The organism is Mucilaginibacter sp. A3364 (assembly GCF_059690715.1).
Genome location: NZ_JCAWED010000002.1, coordinates 1,150,615 through 1,172,851 on the forward strand (window position 1 = coordinate 1,150,615; position 22,237 = coordinate 1,172,851).

Consider the following 22,237-nt stretch of genomic DNA (forward strand, 5'->3'; position numbering starts at 1 on the left):
TTAGATCAAATCCAATCCCGAAAAACTCTTGTTCAATATCTGGCTATTATTTACGTCCAGCCATTTATCCAGCAGCGTTGCATAAACATCTCTAAAGTCTATCTGGTATTTCAGGTCGCCATTATCCAGCTGTTGCAAATCAGGGGCATTATTAAAAATGCCTTGTTTTTTCAGCTTGCCACCAAACAGCAATACGTTGTTGGCGGTACCATGGTCGGTGCCATTGCTGGCGTTTTGTTCAACACGGCGGCCAAATTCAGAGAAGGTCATTACCAAAGTATCATCCAGTTTACCGGTAGCTTTTAGGTCTTTTATAAATGCAGCCACTGCATCGCCATAAATTTTTAACTGGCGGCCCTGCTGGTTTTGCTGACCAACGTGTGTATCAAATCCGCTTAGCGAAACATAATAAACCCTTGTTTGCAGCCCCGAGTTAATAAACTTAGATACATTTTTAAGCTGGTTGCCTAAGCCTGTGTTAGGATATTGCCCCGCCACGTTATACGTTTTCGAGGTCTTCTGTATATAATCTGCTGATGAATAGGTTTCTATCATGGTTTTATACAGGTAGCCCAGGTTATCCTCGTTCAGGTTAGCGTTATGGTCGTTCACCAGGTCCTTAAAAAAAGGCTCGCGGGTGGTTTGATAAAGCTTGTTTGGGTCCTGTACGGCGATGCCTTTCATTTTGGCGCCTTTCATGGCTAAAGATAGCGTATCATCAACCTCGATAGCCGTGTACGGATTTTGGCAGGTCTGGCAGTTCGAATCCAGGTATCGGCCTATCCAACCGGTAGTTAAAAACTGGTTCGAATCGCTACCCGTTTGCCATATATCCATCGAACGGAAGTGCGACCTGTCAGGGTTAGGGTAACCTACCGAGTTGATCACCGTCATCCAGCCCTGGTCGTAAATTTCTTTTAAAGCTGATAGGTTAGGGTTCAAACCCTGCATATCATTCAGCGTAACAATTTCCGGTTTGTTTATGGCGATGGTTTTGCGTTTCTGATAATAGATATCATTGCCATAAGGGATAATGGTGTTCAAGCCGTCATTACCACCCGAAAGCTGAATGATCACCAGGTTTTTATACCCGGTTAATTCACTTTTGGCAAGGGCTTCCATCGGTTTCAAAAAAGCAGGCACCATAAAGGCTCCCGATGCTAAGGCTGTGGCTTTTAAAAAATCTCTTCTTTCCATAATATTAATTATTGAATGAGCGAATGACTGAATGAGTGATTGGTCGATTCATCAATTGCTACATTTTTACTTTTAAAACATTCACTCCTTCACTCATTCCATCCTTCACTCATTAAACTCAGCAAAGCTGATACTCCGGCGTTGATACGATCTGTATTACTGTAGACTTGATATCGGGCGCGCGGTTTACTTCGTCAATAGTTTGTTTACTAATTTTTGGCTCCAGCATAAACTCGGCCATGGTTAGGCGCGATGTATCCAGCGGGATAGCCTTTAAAAATTTATTCCAATCGGGCGTGGCTTGCACACGTTTAATCACGTTTAACTGCTGTTTGCGTTGCGATGCCAGGTAGGCTTCATCTTCAGGCGTAGCCTTACCCACAAAGTCTATTAAACCGGCATTCAGTATGGTCGACGGCATTTTAATGCGATACATCAGCGACGAACTATCTATCCATGCCCTGCCGCCCGGCCAGCCGGCCACGTTTGGCGGGCGGAACAATACCTGCCCTAACGCCCTTTGAAACTGCATCAGCACATCCGGGTTTTGATAAGCGATATAAAACTGGCGATTCAATCCCACCAAAAACTCCACCGGCGATTTGATAAGGTTGCCAATGTTTTTTTCTTCGTAAAACCAATCGGCAGTAAACACATACTCCAACAGTGGTCCTATCTCGTAATTGGCTTTATAAAATACATCAGCCATGGCATTAACATGCGCTTCATCCGGCGTTTCGTTAACCAGGTAGCGATACAGCTTAGTGCTTATATATTTAGCGGTCTGTTTGTTGGCTATGATGATATCAATAATATCCTCCCCGCAAAAATTGGCTGTTTTACCCATAAAGGTTTTCGGGCCATTATCATGCACGCCGTTGTTAAATTTAAAGGTGCCGTCCTTTCCGTTATAGGCCCAGCCGGTAAACGCCCTGGCCGACTCTTTAATGTCCTGTTCGGTATAATTGCCCCTGCCCAGTGTAAACAATTCCATCAACTCCCGCGCAAAATTCTCGTTAGGGCGGGCTTTTTGGTTTTGTTGATTATTTAAAAACTGCAGCATAGCCGCTGTTTGCGACACCTGTATCAACATGGTTTTAAAATTGCCCAGCGCGTTTGTGCGCTGTACATTATTTAACTCTTGTTGATAGTAGGCGTTACCCACATTACAGGCAAAATGGTTATGCCAAAACAGGGTCATTTTTTCGCGCAGCTGAGCTTCGGTATTACTAAGCTGTTTAACCCATGCATCGTTTAAAGCACGTTCCTGCTGGTTTTTTTCCTGTTGCAGGGCACGCTTTTGCTCGTCGTTTAAGTCGGCGTAGCGTATTTTACGCAGATCAATATTTTCGGTAACGGCTGTAATGGGTTCGGGCTTTTCAGACGCCTTAAATAGCTTTTTCACACTCTTCCTGATCGACCAGTTTTCGCGGTCGCGCAAGTCCTCAAACCTGATACCAAATCCGGCCCGGGCATACAAGTGTTTTATTTGCTTTGAGTTGTTCATGATTTACGCTAATTGATATTCGGGCGATGATACCAGCTCAATAACCAGCGCTTTCGTATCGGTAGCGTGGCTAACAGTGCTTATCAGCGCCTTGCTTATATTAGGTTGTAACATAAACTGGGCCAGGCTTGTTTTACTCAGGCCCTTAGGTATGCTGGTTAAAAATTTATCCCAATCAGGCGTGGCCTGTACACGGGTTTTCACCAGGTCTTTTCGGGCCTGTTTACCCTTAGCTTTTTGATTTTGTGGCATCTGCGCCAAAAAGGCTTCATCTTCCGGGTCGGCTTTGCCTTCAAAATCTATCACACCACCGTTTAACAGGGTTGATGGTATTTTAATGCGATACATCATAGATGAGCTGTCAATCCAGTTGCGCCCACCCGGCCAGCCGGCCACGTTTGGCGGGTAGAACAGCACCTGCCCTAATATTTTTTGAAACTGCAGTAGTACCTCGGGCCGTTGGTAGTCGATATTGAACTGGCGGTTAAGGCCCACGATCAATTCTACCGGCGATTTAATGAGGCTGCCAATGTTCTTATCCTCATAAAACCAATCGGCTGTAAAAACATACTCCAACAAGGGTTTGATCTCGTAATTGGCTTTGTAAAATACATCGGCCATAGCGTTTACGTGCGTAGGGTCGGGCGTTTCGTTAACCAGGTATTTATATAATTTGGTACTTATAAAGCGTGCGGTTTCCTTTTTTTCGAAGATGATGTTAATCACATCATTACCGGTTAAATTGCCGGTTTTACCCAAAAACGTTTTGCGGCCATCATCGTGCACGGCGGGTCTTATCCTAAATTCACCATCGCGCTCATATCCCCAACCGGTAAATGCCCGTGCCGATTCTTTAACATCCTGCTCGGTATAGTTGCCACGGCCAAGGGTAAAAAGCTCCATCAACTCGCGCGCGAAATTCTCATTAGGATGCCCCTTTAAGTTTTGCTGATTATTTAAAAAGCCCAGCATAGCAGGCGATTGGGCAATAGCCAGCGTCATCTCCTTAAAATTACCTAAGGCATGGCTGCGTTGTATGTTGTTAATTTGCTGCACATAGGCGGCAGCCTTGGCACGGCAGGAAAAATGATTGTTCCAAAACAGTGTCATTTTTTCGCGTAACTGAGCATCGCTCATACTCATTTGGTTTATCCAGCCTATGTTTAGGCGTCGCTCCAGGTTGCGTTGTTCCTGGGCCAGCATTTTGCGCATATCTTTTTGGTCGGCATCCTTCTTTTTACCTTTACCGCGCATTGCGGCCATCGCCATGCGGTAATCACCATTACCTTTTACCAGGCTTATCGGCTCATCGTTAGCCGATTGTCTAAAGATATCTTTAACAATTTGCCTGATATCCTTGCCTTCGGTAGCCTTAATATCATTAAAGCTCATGCCAAAACCGGCGCGCGACATTAAATGTTTGATCTGTTTAAGCGTAGCCATAGGTAAAACGGTTTATCAAAGTATGACTATTTGCTTTGCAAATAGTTTAACGCTAACACGATTAATAATATTAAGGTAATAAATTTGCAGCAATGATATTCAGGCTAACAAAAAAATTACTGTTCCCCAACCCCGAACTGGCCGAAGAGGATGGACTGCTTGCCGTAGGCGGAGACCTCTCTGCAGAGCGATTAATGCTGGCCTACGAAAACGGGATTTTCCCCTGGTACAGTGATGATACGCCTATACTGTGGTACTCGCCGCACGAGCGTTTTGTGCTATACCCTGACGAATTGCGTATTACCAAGAGTATGCGCAGCGTATTAAATTCCAATCGCTTTAAAATAACCGTTGACCAAGCCTTTGCTGAAGTAATTAAAGCCTGCTCCGCTATGGAGCGTAAAGACCAGGACGGCACCTGGATAACCGATGATATGCAAAATGCCTATATCAACCTGCATAGAAAAGGCCATGCCCATTCGGTTGAAGTATGGCAGGATGATGAGCTGGTTGGTGGCCTTTATGGCGTACAGGTAGGCAATGTTTTTTGTGGCGAAAGTATGTTTAGTAAGGTAAGTAACGCCTCTAAAATGGCACTAATATACTTATGTCAAAGCGGTATGTATAGGCTGATAGATTGCCAGGTGCATACCGCTCACCTGGAATCTATGGGCGCTAAAATGATCAGCCGTAAAGAATATACCCACATGCTGCAAAATAGCGGGGCATGATGTTTACCTTTATACAATAAAAAACTAGTTGTCATCCAAGCATAGCGAAGGATCTTATACACTAAATAATCGCGCTTACAAGATCCTGCGCTATGCTCAGGATGACAATTGAAAAATATACATGCAGCAAGCACCTAACAATAAAGAACGCATCATATTAGGCATTGACCCCGGCACAGCCGTAATGGGTTACGGACTGGTGAAAGAAACCGGCTCTAAAATAGAACTGATAAGCTTGGGCGTGGTAAAAATGGATAAAATTGACGACCACATGCTGAAGCTGCAACGCATATTTGCCAAAACCGTTGCCCTTATAGATAACTACAAACCCGATTGCCTGGCTATTGAAGCACCCTTCTACGGTAAAAACATACAGGTGATGCTAAAGCTGGGCCGTGCACAAGGCGTAGCCATGGCCGCCGCGCTATCGCGGGATATTGAGGTTACCGAGTATTCACCACGAAAAATAAAGCAATCCATCACAGGTAATGGCAACGCCACCAAAGAACAGGTTGCCGCCATGATGCAGCGCCTGTTAAACTTTAAAGAAACGCCCGATTTTTTAGACGCCACCGACGGATTAGCCGTGGCGGTTTGCCATTCCTTCCAACGCATATCTACCGGTAAAGGCACTGCGGGAAGTAAGAAAAACTATTCCGGTTGGGATACTTTTGTGAAGGATAACGCAAAGCGGATAGTGTAGATGTGCAGATATGCAAATGTGCAGATGCCTGAAATTTATAAAATAATGATTTGATGATTAATAAAAAATCGATGAGGTCCTCATCGATTTTCATATTTGCATCTCCACATCTACAACTCCGCCTTGATCTTGTCAGCTGTAGCTTGAAACTGTTCAGGTGTAAACTTCAATTTAGGGCGGGTAAAGGTCATATCATGCACACCATTGATAGGGATCAAATGCACATGCGCGTGCGGCACTTCCAAACCAATAACCGTAACCCCAATGCGATTGCAGGGGATGGCCTTTTTCATAGCCGTAGCTACAATTTTTGCAAATATCATGAGGCCGGCATAGGTTTCATCATCCAGCTCAAACAACACATCAACTTCCTTTTTAGGGATAACCAACAGATGTCCCTCCGCCAATGGCGCAATATCCAAAAACGCCAGAAACTCGTTGCTTTCGGCCACTTTATAGGCGGGTATCTCGCCTGCTACTATTTTTGAAAAAATGCTTGACATGGGATGATGTTTTAGAGTTGTACGTTTGACGTAATACGTACTACGTCAAACGTACAACAAATGCTACCTGCTTACCTCCAGTATCTCAAATTCCATTTTGCCGGCGGGTACGGTAATTTCGGCTATTTCGCCTACTTTTTTACCTAACAGGCCCTTGGCAATTGGCGATGCTACTGATATTTTTCCGCTTTTCATATCGGCTTCAGTTTCGGCTACCAATTGGTAGGTCATGGTGGCGCCGTTTTTTACATTTTTTATTTTAACGATAGAAAGCGCCAATATTTTCGACGTATCTAATTTCGATTCGTCCAATAAACGGGCACTGGCCAGTGTTTCCTGCATTTGGGCAATTTTAGCTTCGTGCAGGCCTTGTGCTTCTTTGGCCGCGTCGTATTCGGCGTTCTCAGATAAGTCGCCTTTATCGCGGGCCTCGGCAATGGCGTTTGATATTTTAGCCCTGCCTGTGGTTTTTAATTCCTGTAATTCTTGTTTTAGTTTTTCTAAACCTTCTTTGGTAAAGTATGCTACATCTGCCATAACGCACGTATTAATTTCTCTCTTCTTTTTTGTCTTAACCTGAGCCAAAAAAAACCGCCCTCCCTTTTTAGAGAAAGGACGCAATGGCTATAAAAAACAAACAAGACTATACCGGCTTACCCGTATAGTCTTGTTTTGTATTAAACGAAGATAAACGATTTAAGTTTTAAAATGCAAATTTTTGTTGCGTGTATTTGAAGAATAGATGTTAAAGATTAAAGATTAGTTGAATTGATATGACTAATCTTTAATCTTCAATAACTAATCTTTTTTCAGCGAGCTTACCAGCCATCACTTCGCTAATTCTGCGGTACGAATCGAAGGTCCAGCCGGCAACGTGCGGGGTTAATAGTACTTTGCCCGAAGCTTTCAGATCGGCAAACCATTCCTGTTCGGCCAGTGATGGGAACTTTTCTACTTCAAGCACATCAAGGCCCGCCCCGCGGATCTTGCCATCACGAATGCCGTTAAGCACGGCGCGAACACTGGCTACCTTACCACGTGATGTATTGATAAAAAATATAGGCTTTTTAAAATGAAACAACAGTTCATCGCTTATCATGCCGTTGGTTTCTTTAGTGAGGGGTACGTGTACGCTCAGCACATCGCTATGCTTCACAATTTCTTCCATGCTTACCTCGCGGGCATAACGGTCGCTAAAGCCGGTTTTGTATTTATCGTAGGCTATTACCTCAACCTCAAAGCCCGATAGTTTCTTCGCGAAGCTTTTGCCCATAAAGCCATAGCCAATAATGCCCACGGTTTTGCCTTTTAGCTCAAAGCCACGATTCTCCTCGCGCTGCCATTCGCCATTACGTATCTGGGCGTTACCGAGGTTAAAATTGTTCATCAGGCTTAACAACATACCTACCGCGTGTTCGCCCACAGCATCCATATTACCCTCAGAAGCGTTGATCAGTACCAGGCCTTTTTCTTTGGCATAAGCTTCATCAATATTATCCATCCCCGCACCGGCACGACAAACAAAACGTAACTGCGTAGCCCGGTCGATCACCTCCTTATCCACATTAAATTTAGAGCGTATTACCAGGCCGGCATAATTGCCAATAATCTGTATGGCCTCGTCCTTCTTTATCAATGGCTGATAGTCGCCGGTATAGCCTAAAGCTTCAGCTTGTTCAATAAAAATAGGGTGAAGATCGTCTACGATGAGAATGGTGTTGTTGATGGTCATTGTAGTAATAAATTCGGTTTACTAGCGTAAAGTTATAATTCTACGGCCTTTAGTACAGCAGAATTGGCATAAAGTTCATATGGGTCCATTATTAAAACCAGGTACTTCTGATTTGATAACAAACCTGCCGTACAAACAATTGGTGCCAAATTCGTCTAATGAGGCAGTTTCAAGACCTGCCACATCTTTAATATCCATCATGGCAGATAGTTTCTTGAAATTGATGTCTGAAAAACCTGCGGTCGTTAAAAGAACAAGACTGATTATTTCTTTCTCTTTTATTCGGAGATATTGAGCAACAGGAGTTTTGAAAAGCTTTAACAAAGCTGCCATGATTATCTACTCGCCGCTACAACCTGCGTCAACTTCACAAAATCAGCAACAGTCAAACGCTCCGCACGTAATTCCAGCAAAGGCTCGTCGCCAATTTTTTCTTTGTTGATGAGGGACGATATGGCATTACGCAACGTTTTGCGGCGCTGGTTAAAACCGGCTTTAACTACCTGCCAAAACAGTTTCTCGTCGCAATCCAGTTGGGCCATCTCGTTACGGGTAAGGCGTATAACGGCCGATAGCACTTTGGGCGGTGGGTTAAACACGCCAGCCTTTACCGTAAACAAGTATTCAACTTTATAATAAGCCTGCAAAAACACGCTGAGGATGCCGTACTCTTTGCTACCCGCTTTGGCGGCACAACGTTCGGCCACCTCTTTTTGAAACATGCCTACCACCTCAACCACCTGCTGGCGGTTATCCAGCACTTTAAAAAGTATTTGGGATGATATGTTGTAAGGAAAGTTACCGATGATACCCAACGGACCCTCAAAATGCGCGGCGAAATCCATCTCCAAAAAATCGGCGTTGATGAGGCGGCTGCCCAGTTTGGGGTATTTTTTTTGGAGAAACTCGTAAGATTCGGTGTCGATATCAATTAAATGCGTTTGATACTGCTCGCGCTCCAGCAACACGTCAGACAGGATGCCCATGCCCGGGCCAACTTCCAGCACCTGGCTGTACTTACCTTCGGGGCGCAGGCTGTCAACAATCTTGGTGGCAATGTTTTTATCCGTCAAAAAGTGTTGCCCTAAATGTTTTTTTGCCCGTACCAGTGTCATTATTAATTAAATATTGAGCAAATTACGGCATATTTGTGCTTTAATCGACCATTTTTCCTTACAAATATCATTTATTTGTGCTTGTAAGCTAAAAGGTAAAAGCTGAAAGGTGAAAGGGTTTAATCATTAAATCCCTTGCCAATCGGTAAAATCAGATAATAATCCGTGTAATCTCAGTTACATTGGTGAAATCAAAAAATCATGAGTAAACTAAAAATAGGCATCAGCATAGGCGATATAAACGGTATAGGTTTAGAGATCATTATCAAAACCCTGGCCGATAGCATGATATTTAAATATTGTACTCCGATAGTTTATGGCCATACCAAGGTAGCATCGTTCTATCGCCGCATGACCGAAGTTGGTGAACTAAACTTTAACGTGATAGATCATCCTTCGAAAGCACAGGTGGGCCGCGCTAACATGGTAAACTGCTGGGAAGAGGACGTGAAAATTGAACCGGGCGTGCCGAGTAAAGAAGTAGGCAAGTATGCCTTTCTGTCCTTACAACGTGCTACTGCCGATTTGCAAGCCGGTGAACTGGATGCCCTGGTAACAGCCCCGATAAACAAAGACACTATACAAAGCGAAGACTTTAACTTCCCCGGCCATACCGAATATTTGCAGGACCGCGACGGCGCGGCCGAATCATTAATGTTTTTAGTGAGCGATACGCTGCGTGTTGGCGTGGTAACAGGCCATATCCCGGTTGCGACTGTATCTCAAAACCTGACCACAGAGAAAATCCTCAACAAAATAAAGCTGATGAACGCCAGCTTGCGTAAGGATTTTTGGATCCGTAAACCAAAAATTGCGGTACTGGGCCTTAACCCGCATGCCAGCGATAATGGTTTAATAGGTAACGAAGAACAGAATATCATCATTCCGGCTATCGACGAGGCTCGTGCTGCGGATATATTGGCTTTTGGCCCCTATGCCGCCGATGGCTTTTTTGCCAACAGCACTTATATGCAGTTTGATGCGGTGCTGGCCATGTATCACGACCAGGGTTTGATCCCGTTTAAACAGATCGCATTTGAATCGGGCGTTAATTTTACAGCGGGGCTGAACTTTGTACGCACCTCTCCGGATCATGGTACCGCGTTTGATATTGCGGGCAAAAACCAGGCATCTGAAATTTCTTTCCGCGAAGCGATATTTGCCGCCCTACGCATTGCTAAAAACCGTATCGAAGGCGAAGAGCTAGCCGAAAACCCATTGGCGTTTAGCAAGCTAAGTCGCGACAGGGACTAAGTGTTATAAACATCTATAATCCACAAATGTTAATATAAAGGCCTCGTAATGAGGCTTTTTTTATTTTGGGATGGTTATATTTGGGTAAATCACCCTAAAGCACCCACACCGTATGAGAAAAGTATCAGACATACTTGCCCGCAAAGGCAGCGAAGTTATTGCCATTGATGCCAGCACTACCGTATTAAACGCACTACGATTAATGGCCGACGAAAACATCGGCTCGGTAGTAATTACCGAAGGAGGCGAATATGCAGGCCTTATCACCGAACGTGATTACGCCCGTAAAGTTATTCTGCAGGGCCGCTCGTCTGATCATACCACCGTACTCGAGATCATGAGTGTTGATCTGCCGCAAATTTCGCCCGATGATACTATTGATACCTGCATGCACATTATGAGCGAAAGCAGCATACGTTATCTACCTGTTTTTAAAGGCGGACAGCTATCGGGCATCATCTCCATTACCGACGTGGTAACCGAAACCATCCTGGGCCATGAGGCTACTATTGAGCATTTGAAAAGTTATATACAGTCGTAGTTTTAGGAAGGCATCAACGGACGCTCTATCTAAGTTTATTAACACGCGGCTCCGCTGCAGCCGAATTGACTATCTTGCTTTTTCTATAAACACGTAGCTCCTACGGAGCTTTGGTCGTTACGATAACTGCTGGCTCCGTAGGAGCTACGTGTTTATAGCACAGCAAGTAAATAACGAAGGGCTCCGTAGGTGCCCCATATATTCCCCACGCTTGTACGCACTCTTTTCCTGATAGTAATTTCATCAAACACCACCCACTTCAAAATAAAAATACCGTCAATCAAAAATATCGTATTAGTTGTGCTTGTTTTAGCTAGCTAGCTTTGGTTTAGGCATATAGCTTAATAGTTATGGCCCAAGCCAAATGAAGATCACCAACGTTGAAACCGTTTTACTAACGGGGCCATGTACCAGCGACCCCTATCTTTCCGAAGCCCGCCAAGTGCGCAGCGCTGCCTTTATCGTAATTAAAACTGATGCCGGCATAACCGGTGTTGGCGAAACCTACGCCGGCTATTTCTTCCCCGAAGGGGTTCCCGAAATTGTAGAATTTTTTAAGCCGATACTGATTGGGCAAACTGTTGATGATATCCCGGCTTTGTGGGCACGTATGTACCACTGCGGTAACTTTTGGTGCCGTGTTGGTCTGGGTGCCATTGTGCTTTGCGGTATCGAGGCCGCACTGTGGGACTTGAAAGGCAAACAGGAAAACAAACCGGTTTGGCAGTTACTGCAAGACAAATGGGCCAATGAATTTGGCCAAACTATCAATCACGCCAAATTACCCGCCTACGCTACCGGCGGGCCGAGCAATTACCCTAAGGAACACCTGGCCGGCAAAGTTGAATTTTACATGTCGCTGGGCTTTAACGGCGTTAAAGTTGGCGCGGGCGAATTTTATAAAGACAAAGGTTTTATTATTCCTTCCGATCCGTCAGCCGCGGCTGATATGGAAGGCAGCAAAGCGGCGTTTATCCGCCAGCAGTTTGGTAACAATTTTTGGCTGATGTTTGACGCCCACATGGGTAACAGCGCCGTAACTACCTGGGGACTGGAAACCGCCACCGCCGTAGCTAAAGCTTTGGAGCCTTACGATCTTACTTTCTTCGAAGAACCTCTGCACTATACCCGCCCCGACCTGTACGCGCAACTGTGCCTTGAAACTAGCACGCCAATAGCCGGAGGCGAATGCCTAACTGCCGTTTGCGAGTGGCAGACCTTTATTGAAAAAAATAGCTTCCACATAGGCCAGCCCGATGCCTCGTTTACAGCCGGACTTGACCAATTTATGCAGGTAGCCGCAAGCCTGCACCAAAGCGGGCGGCAAATAGCGCCGCATGCCTGGGGGGCAGGCGCATCGCAAATGCAGAACATCCACGCGGGCTTTGCCTGCCCTAATACCAAAATACTGGAAGTTGCCCCGGCTTACGGTCCGCTGCATAGTGAATTGATAGGGGAAAGTTTGCAAATCAAAGACGGCTATATCCTTCCGCCCGAAAAGCCAGGTCTGGGCATTGAATTAACCGAGGCCACCATTAAGCGCTTTCCCTTTGAACGTGGTACCGGCGAGTTTAACAGTGTAACCGGCAAAGTTTTAACCCGATAGCTCATGGCCATGAATATATTGATAGATATGCCCGTTTACGCCCCGGCGCTTGAAAGATTGAAAGCCTTGCCCGGCGTAAATGTAAAACTGGTTGATCAGCCCGAAGAAAAAGTCCGGACTTTGGATGAAACCCTCATCAAAGATGCAGACGCGCTTTTCTGCACCTTTCCGCCAGAGAACTATCAGCAAATGGACGATTTGAAATTCATCCAGATCAGCTCGGCTGGGTTCACCCAATTAATTGGCAAGGGTTTTCCTAAACGTAAGGTGAGTTGCAGCAATTCCTTGGGCGTATTTGATGTGCCTATTGCCGAATGGAACGTGGCCATGATGGTAAACATTGCGCGGGATATGCGTGGTCTTTTTCATAACCAGGATAACGAAGTATGGGACAGGTCGGCTCGCTTTCAGCGCGAGATCCGTGGCAGCGTGGTGGGTATCTGGGGTTATGGCGGCATAGGCCGTGAAACCGCTCGTCTGGTAAAAAACATGGGCATGCAGGTGCATGTGTTAACGCGTAACGGAGTTAAAGCCCGTAAGGATATCTACAGCGTTGCCGGTACCGGCGATGCCGAGGGCTTATTGCCTGACAAGGTTTTCCTGATGGAGCAAAAGGAAGAATTTTTAAAGGGGCTTGATTTCCTGATCGTCGCCATGCCGCAAACGCCGGATAATGAAGGCATCATTGGCAAAGCCGAACTGGAAATGCTGAAACCATCGGCCTTTATTTTAAACCCGGCCCGCGGTCCGCTGATACAGGAGGATGCGTTGATTGACGCTTTAGAGAACAAACGCATTGCCGGTGCTGCTTTAGATACGCATTATTATTACCCCATGCCGCCTGGCCATCCGCTTTGGCAGTTGCCTAACGTCATCATGACACCGCACATATCCGGCTCAAGCCTGAGCCCGGCTTTTTTGGCGCGCTGCTGGGACATCTTCGTCCAAAACATAGAACGCTTGCTGAACCATCAGCCATTATTAAATCAACTATCACCCAAAGAACTAGCATAATCCCCCATATGAAAAAGAAACTTTTACTTATTGCCTTTATGGCCATCACCCTACAATCGCTGGCGCAGGAAACCCAGCGGGTGGAAGGTTACGATACCGTAGCATTTCACTATGGTGCCAATCGCTCTAACAACCTCAATAAAATACGCGATTATCGCGGTATGTCATACGGTTACATGACCGCGGGCTGGTGGGCAAAGGGCCAAATGGAAAAAAACGTATTGTCGTGGAAAACGGCTGCGGTGCCTGCTAAAAAAGCTACCACATTTGCCTTTGTTGCCGCTACGCCTGCTTTGCCGGCTGAAATTACGGTTGGTCCGCAGGTAAAGGTAAAGGTTAACGGGCAATATGCGCTTACGTTTACCATTGGTCGCATGCGCGATTATACCTGGAAGGAAGGCGAATACTCACTGAAATACATCGCCAAACGCGTGGAGTTTCCATACACCAGCGCACACCGCGAGTTTGATCTGAATGGTAATAATGGCATTTTTCAATTAAGCGTACCTGCTTCGGCGGTTGAAGCCGGTAAACCTGCTTTAATAGAGGTGGAGCTTATGCCTTTTGAACGCTGGCACAACGGCTGGTTTATGGTGAAAGATTATAAAGATGTTTGGCAGCCGTCAAGTGATGCCAGCATGCAGAACCAGATAGATGCCATGCGCCGGGACATTAATAACCTGAATGAGCAAACCAATATACTGGCCACCAAATTATACGGAAAAATGCTGGGCGGCGATAAGTTTGAGCATAACATTATTTACACCAACGGCTACCGCCACCTGCACCCCGCCGACCTGATCCGGCTGCAAAACGGCGAATTGCTGATCATGGCGCGCGAGGGCACCGAGCACTTTGCTAATGATGGCGATGTATTCGCGCTGCGCTCCAAAGACGGCGGCAAAACCTGGGGCGATAAAACCTGGATCACGGCCATTAAGGACCTGGACGAACGCGAAGGCTGCGGTATACAATTGAAAGACGGTACCATCATCGTAGGCGTTTTTTACAATGGCAATTATACGGTGGATGGCACCTATAACTGGACGGGTAAAGGTAAGCTGCCTGTTATTGAAGGTCATTCACGTTTAGGTGCACATATTGTACGCTCTACCGATAACGGTAAAACCTGGTCGAAGCCCGATTTTATTGACCTGGCGGGAATGCCTTTTAAAGGTTTAGAAGGCCCTACCGACGCGCCTATTGAAATGCCCGATGGTTCGGTAATTATGGGAGTGATAGGTTACGGTATTGACGGCGATGCTAAGAACCGTGGCTCGGTGCTGCTGCGTTCTACCGATAAGGGCCGCAGCTGGAAATACGTATCTACCATAGCTTCTGACCCGGGCGGCGTGCACGATGGCTTTATGGAGCCGGGGCTTGTTCGCACCAAAACCGGTAGATTAATTGCCGCCATGCGTAATCATGGTAACGAAAATTATATCTGGATGACGTATTCGGACGATAGCGGTAAAACCTGGGTTCCGGTATATCAGACAGATTTGGTTGGTCACCCGGTTGATTTGATGCAACTGGCGGATGGCCGCATACTGGCCACCTACAGCCTGCGCGAAGGCCCGGGCCGCCACACCGAGCCGGGTGGTATCCGCGCCTGTTTCAGCTATGATAACGGTAAAACCTTCGACGTGAAGAACGAGATCCAGCTACGCAGCGATTTTATAAACTGGGACGAAGGTTACCCCGAGTCTATCCAAATGAAAGATGGTAAGGTGCTTACAGTATATTATTTTAACCTGTTTGGTAAGTATTATCTGGCGAGTACGACATGGGATCCGGGACAGTTTAAGAAGGCGAAATAAGCAGGTAGCCATTATAAAAAGGATGTCATTTCGACCAACGGGAGAAATCTTATACAACTTGCTATGCGTGCATGGTGTATAGGATTTCTCAGTCGCGGCCGCGCACAGCCGATGCTTGCTCCTTCGAAATGATATCTTAATTATGTTGCTATAATCTCCCCCAACAAACTAATCCCCAAAAAACACTATCTTGCAACTCATATAAAAAAGATAAGTGACTTTTAAGGATTTTAATTTTAACGAACAACTTACCGAGGGGATAGATAGCATGGGCTATACTACGCCAACGCCGATACAAGGCATGGCTATTCCCCTGATTTTAGAAGGTAGGGATGTAATAGCCTGTGCCCAGACCGGTACAGGTAAAACCGCCGCCTTTTTATTGCCAACACTGGAAATATTGGGCCGCGAAGAGCAAAACCACACCAGCACCCTGATACTAACGCCAACCCGCGAACTTGCACAACAAATAGACCAGCAGGTGGAAGGCTTAGGCTACTTCACCGGCATCAGCTCCATAGCTGTATTTGGTGGTGGCGACGGGCACGTATACGAGCAGCAGCGCCGTGGTATTCAAAACAACGTGAACATCATTATAGCCACTCCGGGGCGCTTAATAGCGCACTTGCAGTCGGGGGTGTTAAAGCTGAATAAAGTAACGCATTTGATATTGGATGAGGCCGACCGTATGTTGGATATGGGTTTCTCTGACGATATTATGCGCATCATTAGCTACTTGCCTAAAGAGCGCCAAACTTTGCTGTTTTCGGCCACGATGCCGGGTAGAATACGTAACCTGGCTAAATCGGTGCTGAACAATCCAGAGCAGATCAATATCGCGATATCGCAGCCCGCTGTAGGTATCGATCAGCAGATCTATCGCGCACATGATGCGCAAAAAACGCCGTTGTTAATGCATTTACTTAAAGAGGGCAATTATTTAAGCACTATTGTTTTCGCGTCGCGGAAGGAAATTGTGAAATCGCTTTACAAAGAATTCAGAACCGCCAAGTTACATGCCGAGGCTTTCCACTCAGACCTGGAACAAAAAGAGCGCGAGGAAATTCTGCTGCGCTTTAAAAATAAACAGCTGCCCGTTATTATTGGTACTGATGCACTTTCGCGCGGTATCGATGTGGAAGGGATAGATTTGGTAGTGAACTATGACGTGCCCGGCGATGCCGAGGATTATATCCACAGGATCGGCCGTACTGCCCGCGCGGCCACTACCGGTACGGCAATTACCTTTGTTAACCATCGTGATGAACGCCGGCTAAAAAGCATCGAAGAGCTAATGGACCGCAAGATAACAGAGCACCCATTACCCGAGCACTTGCTGAGCATTGCCGAAGTAAGGTCGAGCCACGAAGGCAAACCAAACAGGAACCGAAATAATAACCGCGGTAAAAAACGCGTTTTCAATAAAAATAAACCTAATAAGCCTTCTGCCAGCTAGCAGGGCGTACAAAATTTAGATTATGAATATTAAATTAACCCTTAAACTAAGTGCTGCACTGGTTGTGGCATTTGCGGGCGTGTCTTTCGCGCAGGATGCCGCCAAAAAAACCTCAGGCAACCCGATAGCCCAGGGCTGGTACGCCGACCCGGAAGCACAGATCTTCGGTAAAGAATACTGGATATACCCAACCTATTCGGCCCCGTACAAGCAACAAATGCACATGGATGCCTTTTCATCAAAAGACCTGGTGAACTGGACCAAACACGAAAATGTGATTGACAGCACTGGTGTAAAATGGCTGAAAATGGCTTTATGGGCACCGGCTGTAGTTAAAAACGGTAAAAAATATTACCTGTTCTTTGGCGCTAATGATATCCAGAATAACGAGCAGTTAGGCGGCATAGGCGTAGCTGTTGCTGATAAACCCGAAGGCCCTTTCAAAGACCTGTTGGGTAAGCCATTGATCGATAAATTTGTTAACGGTGCGCAACCTATAGATCAGTTTGTTTACCAGGATACCGACGGCCAATGGTATATTATTTACGGCGGCTGGAGACATTGCAACATCGCGAAGTTGAAGAAAGATTTTACCGGTTTGGAAACTTTTGCCGATGGCGAAACCTTTAAATCAATTACTCCGGAAGGCTACGTAGAAGGCCCGGTAATGTTTAAACGCAAAGGCAAATACTACATGATGTGGAGCGAAGGTGGCTGGACCGGCCCCAACTATCGCGTAGCTTACGGCATTGCCGATAGCCCAATGGGGCCCTTTAAACGCCTTGACGTGGTATTAAAACAAGACCCAACCATCGCTACCGGTGCAGGTCACCACTCGATGATCAACATCCCGGGAACTGATGAGTGGTATATTGTTTACCACCGTCGCCCGCTTACCGAGAAAGATGGTAACCACCGTGTAACCTGTATTGATAAGATCTATTTTAACGAGGATGGCACTATACAGCCGGTGAAGATCACCAATGAAGGTGTTACTGCCAGGAAGATTAAATAAATGAGAAAGGGGCGATAAGCCCCTTTTTTGTTTTATGTCAAGTCCGTCATCACGAGGGAGGAACGACCGTAGTGATCCCCTTGCGACCGGTCTTGCGCTTACCTATCATTCGGGGATGGCCACGCTAACGCTCGCCATGACGTGCTGGGTGGATTACTTTCCCACCAACTTCGCTAATATCTCCGCCGCCGCCAATTTCTCCTGCGTGCCTGATGCCATATCTTTTACCGTCAGCAAACCACTTTGCATTTCGTCGCTGCCAATTAATACCGTGTATGGGATGTTTTTGTTATTGGCGTAATCCATTTGCTTTTTGATCTTGGCGCCTGCCGGATAAAGCTCGGTGTTGATGCCGCCTGCGCGGAGTTGTTGCAGCAGGGGGAGGGCGTAAAACTCGCCGTCTTTATCAAAGCAAATGATCAATACCTGTGTGGTTTGATTAGCGTTTTCGGGGAAAAGTTTAAGCTCTTCCATTACATCATAGATCCTATCGGCACCGAAAGAGATACCCGCGCCGGTCAAACCTTTCAAGCCAAACATGCCGGTCAGATCGTCATAACGACCGCCGCCGCCGATGCTGCCCATAGCTACCTCGTTGGTTTTTACTTCGAAGATGGCGCCGGTGTAGTAGTTCAGGCCGCGGGCCAGGGTAATATCCAGCTCAATAGTGGCGCGTTGCAGTTTAAAGTTGCTTACATAGCGCAGTACTTCTTCAATTTCTTCGCAACCTTTTAAACCGATGGCTGACGTGGCCAGGGCTTTGCGCAGGCTTTCCAGCTTGGCTGTGTTGCTGCCTTCCAGTAAGATAACGGGTTTCAGCTTTTCTATATCAACTCCGGTGAAGCCTTTTTCAAGCAGTTCTTTCTCTACGCCATCTAAACCGATCTTGTCCAGCTTATCAATGGCAACGGTTAGGTCGATAATATTATCGGCTTTGCCAATTACTTCGGCTATGCCGGATAGGATTTTGCGGTTGTTTATTTTAATAGTGAAATCAAGCAAACCAAGACTGCTTAGTGCTTCGTCGTAGATAGCGATAAACTCGGCCTCGTTCAATAACGAATCAGAACCTACCACATCTGCATCGCACTGAAAAAACTCGCGGTAACGGCCCTTTTGTGGCCTGTCGGCGCGCCATACCGGCTGCACCTGGAAGCGCTTAAATGGGAAAGTAATATCGTTTTGATGCTGCACTACATAACGCGCGAAAGGCACGGTTAGATCGTAGCGGAGGGCTTTTTCGGAGATCTCAGAAACTAATCTGTTAGAGTCTTTATTTGCTAATTTTTCAGCATCGGCTTTTAGCAGGTAGTCGCCGCTATTCAATATCTTAAACATCAGCTTATCGCCCTCATCGCCGTATTTGCCGGTTAGGGTTGATAAGTTTTCCATGGAAGGTGTTTCTATTTGCTGGTAGCCATATTTGCGGAAAACAGCTTTAATGGTATCGAAAATAAAGTTGCGTTTCACCATTTCGGCAGGCGAAAAATCGCGGGTTCCTTTGGGTACAGATGGTTTGATAGCGGCCATGCGGCAAATGTACAAAAATTAATGTCTCAGCAGGGTCTCCTGATAAGGGACCCTGCGTATGCTGTCATCGATCGCAGCGCCTCTATCGAGAGACCCTGCTCGGACGACTGGCTGCCTATTTGTATCAATATTGCCACAAATCCCTCCCAATTAGGATAATTAACAGAAAAACCTCAATTTCAATCTCACAAAACCAACACCGATGACCCTCTATAACTATATAAAACTAGCCGCCGCTTTATCGGCGCTTGCATTAGCATTATTATGCGGCACTGCCTCCGCCCAAAATAACCCTGTTATAAAAGGTGCCGACCCGGATGCCAATTACTTTAAAAAAGAATACTGGATATACCCCACCAATGGCGGCGATACCGGGATTTACCGTCGCGCCGACCGATTCCTGGCCTATTCGTCAAAAGACCTGAATACATGGACCATGCGCGGTACGCTGATCAATATGAACGATATAAAATGGATCCGCGATGACAGTGCCCGCAACCATAGTCTTTGGGCGCCCGATGTGCTGCCTTATAAAGGGAAATTTTATTTGTATTACTCGGTTGGGCCGCAAACGCCTACGCCAAGCAGGATAGGTGTTGCTGTAAGCGATTCGCCATATAGCGGGTTTGTGGATTCGGGCAAGCCATTGTTAACCGGCTACAAAGGTTTTGAGGCTATTGACCCGATGGTGTATGTAGACCCAAAATCGAAAAAAGCATATATGTATTGTGGTGGCAGCGCAGGCTCGGTGCTGCGTGTGTTTGAGCTGAAGCCTAATATGATAGAGATAGAGAAAGAAATACAGGTAGAACAACCGCCACAGTTTACCGAAGGGTCTTTCATGCACGAGCGCAATGGCATCTACTACTTTTCGTACAGCCATGGCCGTTATAATGATGCTACTTATTCTATTCATTATGCAACTTCCAAAACGCCTGTTGGTCCCTGGGATTACAAAGGTGCCTGGTTGGTGAGCGATGCTACCCACAAAGGCCCTGGCCACCATACGTTTGTTTATAATGAAAATACTAAACAATGGTACCTGTTTTATCACCGTTGGGATACTACGGCTGAAAAAGGTCCTTTCCGCGGATCACGAGTAACGGCTATTGAAAAGATAACCTACAATGCTGATGGCACTATCCAGCCGGTTGTAATGACCGATGGGCCACCTAAGAAGTAAGCGCCATGCCCTACAGCGAAGAACTGGCCAATCGCATCCGCGAACGCTTTGCCGACCTGGACAACGTGAAAGAAAAAGCCATGATGGGTGGTTGGGTGGTAATGTATAACGACAAGATGTGCGTTGGTATAGTGCGTAACGAGCTGATGTGCCGTATTGACCCTGCCCAAATGGATGAACTGGTTGAAAAGCCGGGATGTCGCCAGATGGATATGACCGGCAAACCTATGAAGGGCTACGTAATTATTGATGAAACAGGCATACAAAAACAAGCCGATTTTAATGAGTGGATAGATTTGGCGCTGGCGTATAACCCCAGCGCCAAATCATCTAGAAAGAAGAAATAAATCCTCTTATATTTTCCTGATCCTAAGCCAATCAAAATAGCCGGTGCCTTTACCCTGCGCTACCAGTGCTACGCGTACACCACGATCCCATGGCGGCAGAAAGGTGCCGTCCAAAGTTTCGCCAATGCTTTTCCAGTTACGGCCGTCGGTGCTGTAGGCATATTGCAGGTAGCGGCCCTGTTGTACGGTTACTTTAAACTGTAGCAGGCTTGCCGCAGGTGCCTTAATTTGGGTAAGGATGGTGCGCTTTTTACGCTGCACTTTCCATAACACTAAATTTCCTTTATCAATTGATAAGCCGATGGCATTATTAACATCGCCAAAAGTACTTAAGCCTGATGCTACGCCCGGGGTGGCTTTTACGCCTGCCACGGCTACGTAATTGTATGATAGCGTGCCTTGCGCCAATACAGCGCCGGTTGGGTTGGCTTCAGTTTGGGGCATAGCGGTTAGGGCAAGCATGCCGTTGGCAGCTTTATAACTCGGCTCAAACTCAACCGGCCAGCGCCAGCTGGTAGCCAGCGTAGTAAAATCGTCGGTAAAGTTTAGATTAGGTGTGCCGGGAGCGTGCAGGATGTCGGCATCCTCTTTAATTTCAGGCCAGCCGTCTTTGTTCCACTCTATCTGGCTTATCAAAGCCTGGCGACCAACATAAACACCGCTTTCGGTGCTGTAGGCATGGTACATAAAAAAGTCGTTGCCTTTGGTATCGCTTACCACGGTGCCGTGGCCCGGGCATTTCCATACATCGTTGCCTGCCAGTATGGGGTTTTTGCCAAATTTTTCCCACTTACCGGTTATTGATTTTGAACGAGCAACACCTACCGCGTAATCACAACCGGTGCCGCAGCATCCCGCGCCTGCATAGAAGCAATAAAAGTACTCGCCTTTTTTCATAATGAAGGGGCCTTCAACCAGATTGCGCTCCCATGGGGTGTCGTTACGGAAAAGTTCAAACTTATCGCCTATTGGTGTGATGCCGCTTTTTGATAGCTTTTGGCACCATATAGGTGTTGGTTTGCGTACGCTGTTACCGTCCTCTTTCCACACTAAATATTTGTCACCGTTATCATCCTGTATGCAGGTAGCATCAATAGATCCGGCGGTTTGGCACATTACGGGGCCGTGGTCTGTCCACGGGCCTTCGGCTTTATCGGCTGTGGCCACACTTAAACAAAGCGGACCGCCTTCAATACGGCCGGTGTAGTATATAAAGAACTTTTTACCGTCGTGATATAACTCGGGTGCCCAATAGTTTGATGTTGACCATTTGGGGCGGGTAGGCATAGCATATTTTACAATGCTCCAATCGGTAAGGTTGGTTGATTTTGCTAACGCGAATATCGGTCCCCACTCGGATGCCGAGGCGGTAGAGTAATAGGTATCGCCTACGCGTATGATTGACGGATCAGGAAAATCGCCGGCAATAACCAGGCGTTGTAGTTCGCTTGAAGGCGTTTTTTGTGCCGAAACCAAACCTGCAGCAAATACCGCAAGGCAAACGGTTAGTACTATACTTTTAATATTAAACATAGTGTTA

21 protein-coding genes are annotated in these 22,237 nt (G+C 46.4%); 11 read left to right on the forward strand and 10 right to left on the reverse strand.

Annotated features, from left to right (window positions below; translation table 11 throughout):
• The 3 genes from AC59JT_RS17425 to AC59JT_RS17435 all read right to left on the reverse strand — a co-directional run bounded on the left by AC59JT_RS17425 (nucleotide 1) and on the right by AC59JT_RS17435 (nucleotide 4,147).
• Nucleotides 1-1,197, reverse strand: a complete 1,197-nt coding sequence (locus AC59JT_RS17425) for a DUF1501 domain-containing protein (RefSeq protein WP_497401350.1) — start codon at nucleotides 1,195-1,197, stop codon at nucleotides 1-3.
• 118 nt (nucleotides 1,198-1,315) lie between these two features.
• Nucleotides 1,316-2,704, reverse strand: coding sequence for a DUF1800 domain-containing protein (locus AC59JT_RS17430; RefSeq protein ID WP_497401352.1), 1,389 nt, complete (start codon nucleotides 2,702-2,704; stop codon nucleotides 1,316-1,318).
• Between the two features lie 3 nt (nucleotides 2,705-2,707).
• Complete coding sequence (locus AC59JT_RS17435) at nucleotides 2,708-4,147, reverse strand: DUF1800 domain-containing protein (RefSeq protein ID WP_497401354.1); 1,440 nt, start codon at nucleotides 4,145-4,147, stop codon at nucleotides 2,708-2,710.
• Between the two features lie 92 nt (nucleotides 4,148-4,239).
• Here AC59JT_RS17435 and aat point away from each other — a divergent pair, with 92 nt between their 5' ends.
• Complete coding sequence (aat, locus tag AC59JT_RS17440; RefSeq protein WP_497401356.1) at nucleotides 4,240-4,878, forward strand: leucyl/phenylalanyl-tRNA--protein transferase; 639 nt, start codon at nucleotides 4,240-4,242, stop codon at nucleotides 4,876-4,878.
• Nucleotides 4,879-4,999: 121 nt separating this feature from the next.
• Complete coding sequence (gene ruvC / locus AC59JT_RS17445; protein WP_497401358.1) at nucleotides 5,000-5,581, forward strand: crossover junction endodeoxyribonuclease RuvC; 582 nt, start codon at nucleotides 5,000-5,002, stop codon at nucleotides 5,579-5,581.
• A gap of 110 nt (nucleotides 5,582-5,691) precedes the next feature.
• On the opposite strand, the gene AC59JT_RS17450 is transcribed toward ruvC, so the two are convergent.
• The 5 genes from AC59JT_RS17450 to rsmA all read right to left on the reverse strand — a co-directional run bounded on the left by AC59JT_RS17450 (nucleotide 5,692) and on the right by rsmA (nucleotide 8,931).
• Nucleotides 5,692-6,084: an HIT family protein gene (locus tag AC59JT_RS17450; protein WP_497401360.1), complete on the reverse strand. Its 393-nt coding sequence runs from the start codon at nucleotides 6,082-6,084 to the stop codon at nucleotides 5,692-5,694.
• Nucleotides 6,085-6,147: 63 nt separating this feature from the next.
• Nucleotides 6,148-6,621 (reverse strand): transcription elongation factor GreA, encoded by a 474-nt coding sequence (gene greA, locus AC59JT_RS17455; protein WP_497401362.1) that lies wholly within the window; start codon nucleotides 6,619-6,621, stop codon nucleotides 6,148-6,150.
• A gap of 247 nt (nucleotides 6,622-6,868) precedes the next feature.
• Nucleotides 6,869-7,816, reverse strand: a complete 948-nt coding sequence (locus tag AC59JT_RS17460) for an NAD(P)-dependent oxidoreductase (RefSeq protein ID WP_497401364.1) — start codon at nucleotides 7,814-7,816, stop codon at nucleotides 6,869-6,871.
• Between the two features lie 75 nt (nucleotides 7,817-7,891).
• Nucleotides 7,892-8,149, reverse strand: a complete 258-nt coding sequence (locus AC59JT_RS17465) for a hypothetical protein (RefSeq protein ID WP_497401366.1) — start codon at nucleotides 8,147-8,149, stop codon at nucleotides 7,892-7,894.
• 2 nt (nucleotides 8,150-8,151) lie between these two features.
• Entirely contained in the window at nucleotides 8,152-8,931 is a 780-nt protein-coding gene (gene rsmA, locus AC59JT_RS17470) for a 16S rRNA (adenine(1518)-N(6)/adenine(1519)-N(6))-dimethyltransferase RsmA (protein WP_497401368.1), read from the reverse strand.
• A 198-nt stretch (nucleotides 8,932-9,129) separates the two neighbouring features.
• On the opposite strand from rsmA, the gene pdxA reads away from it, so the two are divergent.
• From pdxA to AC59JT_RS17505, 7 genes are all read left to right on the forward strand, one after another.
• Nucleotides 9,130-10,185, forward strand: coding sequence for a 4-hydroxythreonine-4-phosphate dehydrogenase PdxA (pdxA, locus tag AC59JT_RS17475; RefSeq protein WP_497401678.1), 1,056 nt, complete (start codon nucleotides 9,130-9,132; stop codon nucleotides 10,183-10,185).
• Nucleotides 10,186-10,297: 112 nt separating this feature from the next.
• Entirely contained in the window at nucleotides 10,298-10,726 is a 429-nt protein-coding gene (locus AC59JT_RS17480; RefSeq protein ID WP_497401370.1) for a CBS domain-containing protein, read from the forward strand.
• A 364-nt stretch (nucleotides 10,727-11,090) separates the two neighbouring features.
• A complete protein-coding gene (locus AC59JT_RS17485; RefSeq protein ID WP_497401372.1) occupies nucleotides 11,091-12,332 on the forward strand; it encodes a mandelate racemase/muconate lactonizing enzyme family protein in 1,242 nt (413 codons plus the stop codon).
• 3 nt (nucleotides 12,333-12,335) lie between these two features.
• Nucleotides 12,336-13,346, forward strand: a complete 1,011-nt coding sequence (locus tag AC59JT_RS17490; RefSeq protein WP_497401374.1) for a D-2-hydroxyacid dehydrogenase — start codon at nucleotides 12,336-12,338, stop codon at nucleotides 13,344-13,346.
• Between the two features lie 8 nt (nucleotides 13,347-13,354).
• Nucleotides 13,355-15,166, forward strand: a complete 1,812-nt coding sequence (locus AC59JT_RS17495) for a sialidase family protein (protein ID WP_497401376.1) — start codon at nucleotides 13,355-13,357, stop codon at nucleotides 15,164-15,166.
• Nucleotides 15,167-15,380: 214 nt separating this feature from the next.
• Nucleotides 15,381-16,622, forward strand: coding sequence for a DEAD/DEAH box helicase (locus AC59JT_RS17500; protein ID WP_497401380.1), 1,242 nt, complete (start codon nucleotides 15,381-15,383; stop codon nucleotides 16,620-16,622).
• A gap of 22 nt (nucleotides 16,623-16,644) precedes the next feature.
• Nucleotides 16,645-17,637 carry a glycoside hydrolase family 43 protein gene (locus AC59JT_RS17505; protein ID WP_497401384.1) on the forward strand — a complete coding sequence of 331 codons (993 nt, stop codon included), beginning with the start codon at nucleotides 16,645-16,647 and terminating at the stop codon, nucleotides 17,635-17,637.
• Between the two features lie 153 nt (nucleotides 17,638-17,790).
• Here AC59JT_RS17505 and hisS read toward each other — a convergent pair whose 3' ends face one another.
• Complete coding sequence (gene hisS / locus AC59JT_RS17510) at nucleotides 17,791-19,167, reverse strand: histidine--tRNA ligase (RefSeq protein WP_497401386.1); 1,377 nt, start codon at nucleotides 19,165-19,167, stop codon at nucleotides 17,791-17,793.
• A 202-nt stretch (nucleotides 19,168-19,369) separates the two neighbouring features.
• On the opposite strand from hisS, the gene AC59JT_RS17515 reads away from it, so the two are divergent.
• Together AC59JT_RS17515 and AC59JT_RS17520 are read left to right on the forward strand one after the other, a co-directional pair.
• The gene (locus tag AC59JT_RS17515) at nucleotides 19,370-20,350 is read left to right on the forward strand and encodes a family 43 glycosylhydrolase (protein ID WP_497401388.1); all 981 of its coding nucleotides are present in this window, start codon (nucleotides 19,370-19,372) and stop codon (nucleotides 20,348-20,350) included.
• Between the two features lie 5 nt (nucleotides 20,351-20,355).
• Nucleotides 20,356-20,697: a TfoX/Sxy family protein gene (locus AC59JT_RS17520; RefSeq protein ID WP_497401390.1), complete on the forward strand. Its 342-nt coding sequence runs from the start codon at nucleotides 20,356-20,358 to the stop codon at nucleotides 20,695-20,697.
• Between the two features lie 6 nt (nucleotides 20,698-20,703).
• Here AC59JT_RS17520 and AC59JT_RS17525 read toward each other — a convergent pair whose 3' ends face one another.
• Nucleotides 20,704-22,230, reverse strand: coding sequence for a family 43 glycosylhydrolase (locus AC59JT_RS17525; protein WP_497401392.1), 1,527 nt, complete (start codon nucleotides 22,228-22,230; stop codon nucleotides 20,704-20,706).
• Nucleotides 22,231-22,237 lie beyond the last annotated feature (7 nt).

Coding starts and splice junctions, on each gene's coding strand:
- AC59JT_RS17515 (WP_497401388.1), top strand. CDS start 19,370: ATGACCCTCTATAACTATATAAAACTAGCCGCCGCTTTATCGGCGCTT.
- AC59JT_RS17520 (WP_497401390.1), top strand. CDS start 20,356: ATGCCCTACAGCGAAGAACTGGCCAATCGCATCCGCGAACGCTTTGCC.
- AC59JT_RS17425 (WP_497401350.1), bottom strand. CDS start 1,197: ATGGAAAGAAGAGATTTTTTAAAAGCCACAGCCTTAGCATCGGGAGCC.
- AC59JT_RS17450 (WP_497401360.1), bottom strand. CDS start 6,084: ATGTCAAGCATTTTTTCAAAAATAGTAGCAGGCGAGATACCCGCCTAT.
- AC59JT_RS17485 (WP_497401372.1), top strand. CDS start 11,091: ATGAAGATCACCAACGTTGAAACCGTTTTACTAACGGGGCCATGTACC.
- AC59JT_RS17430 (WP_497401352.1), bottom strand. CDS start 2,704: ATGAACAACTCAAAGCAAATAAAACACTTGTATGCCCGGGCCGGATTT.
- greA (WP_497401362.1), bottom strand. CDS start 6,621: ATGGCAGATGTAGCATACTTTACCAAAGAAGGTTTAGAAAAACTAAAA.
- AC59JT_RS17460 (WP_497401364.1), bottom strand. CDS start 7,816: ATGACCATCAACAACACCATTCTCATCGTAGACGATCTTCACCCTATT.
- AC59JT_RS17480 (WP_497401370.1), top strand. CDS start 10,298: ATGAGAAAAGTATCAGACATACTTGCCCGCAAAGGCAGCGAAGTTATT.
- AC59JT_RS17505 (WP_497401384.1), top strand. CDS start 16,645: ATGAATATTAAATTAACCCTTAAACTAAGTGCTGCACTGGTTGTGGCA.
- AC59JT_RS17495 (WP_497401376.1), top strand. CDS start 13,355: ATGAAAAAGAAACTTTTACTTATTGCCTTTATGGCCATCACCCTACAA.
- rsmA (WP_497401368.1), bottom strand. CDS start 8,931: ATGACACTGGTACGGGCAAAAAAACATTTAGGGCAACACTTTTTGACG.
- AC59JT_RS17525 (WP_497401392.1), bottom strand. CDS start 22,230: ATGTTTAATATTAAAAGTATAGTACTAACCGTTTGCCTTGCGGTATTT.
- AC59JT_RS17435 (WP_497401354.1), bottom strand. CDS start 4,147: ATGGCTACGCTTAAACAGATCAAACATTTAATGTCGCGCGCCGGTTTT.
- ruvC (WP_497401358.1), top strand. CDS start 5,000: ATGCAGCAAGCACCTAACAATAAAGAACGCATCATATTAGGCATTGAC.
- hisS (WP_497401386.1), bottom strand. CDS start 19,167: ATGGCCGCTATCAAACCATCTGTACCCAAAGGAACCCGCGATTTTTCG.
- AC59JT_RS17490 (WP_497401374.1), top strand. CDS start 12,336: ATGGCCATGAATATATTGATAGATATGCCCGTTTACGCCCCGGCGCTT.
- AC59JT_RS17465 (WP_497401366.1), bottom strand. CDS start 8,149: ATGGCAGCTTTGTTAAAGCTTTTCAAAACTCCTGTTGCTCAATATCTC.
- aat (WP_497401356.1), top strand. CDS start 4,240: ATGATATTCAGGCTAACAAAAAAATTACTGTTCCCCAACCCCGAACTG.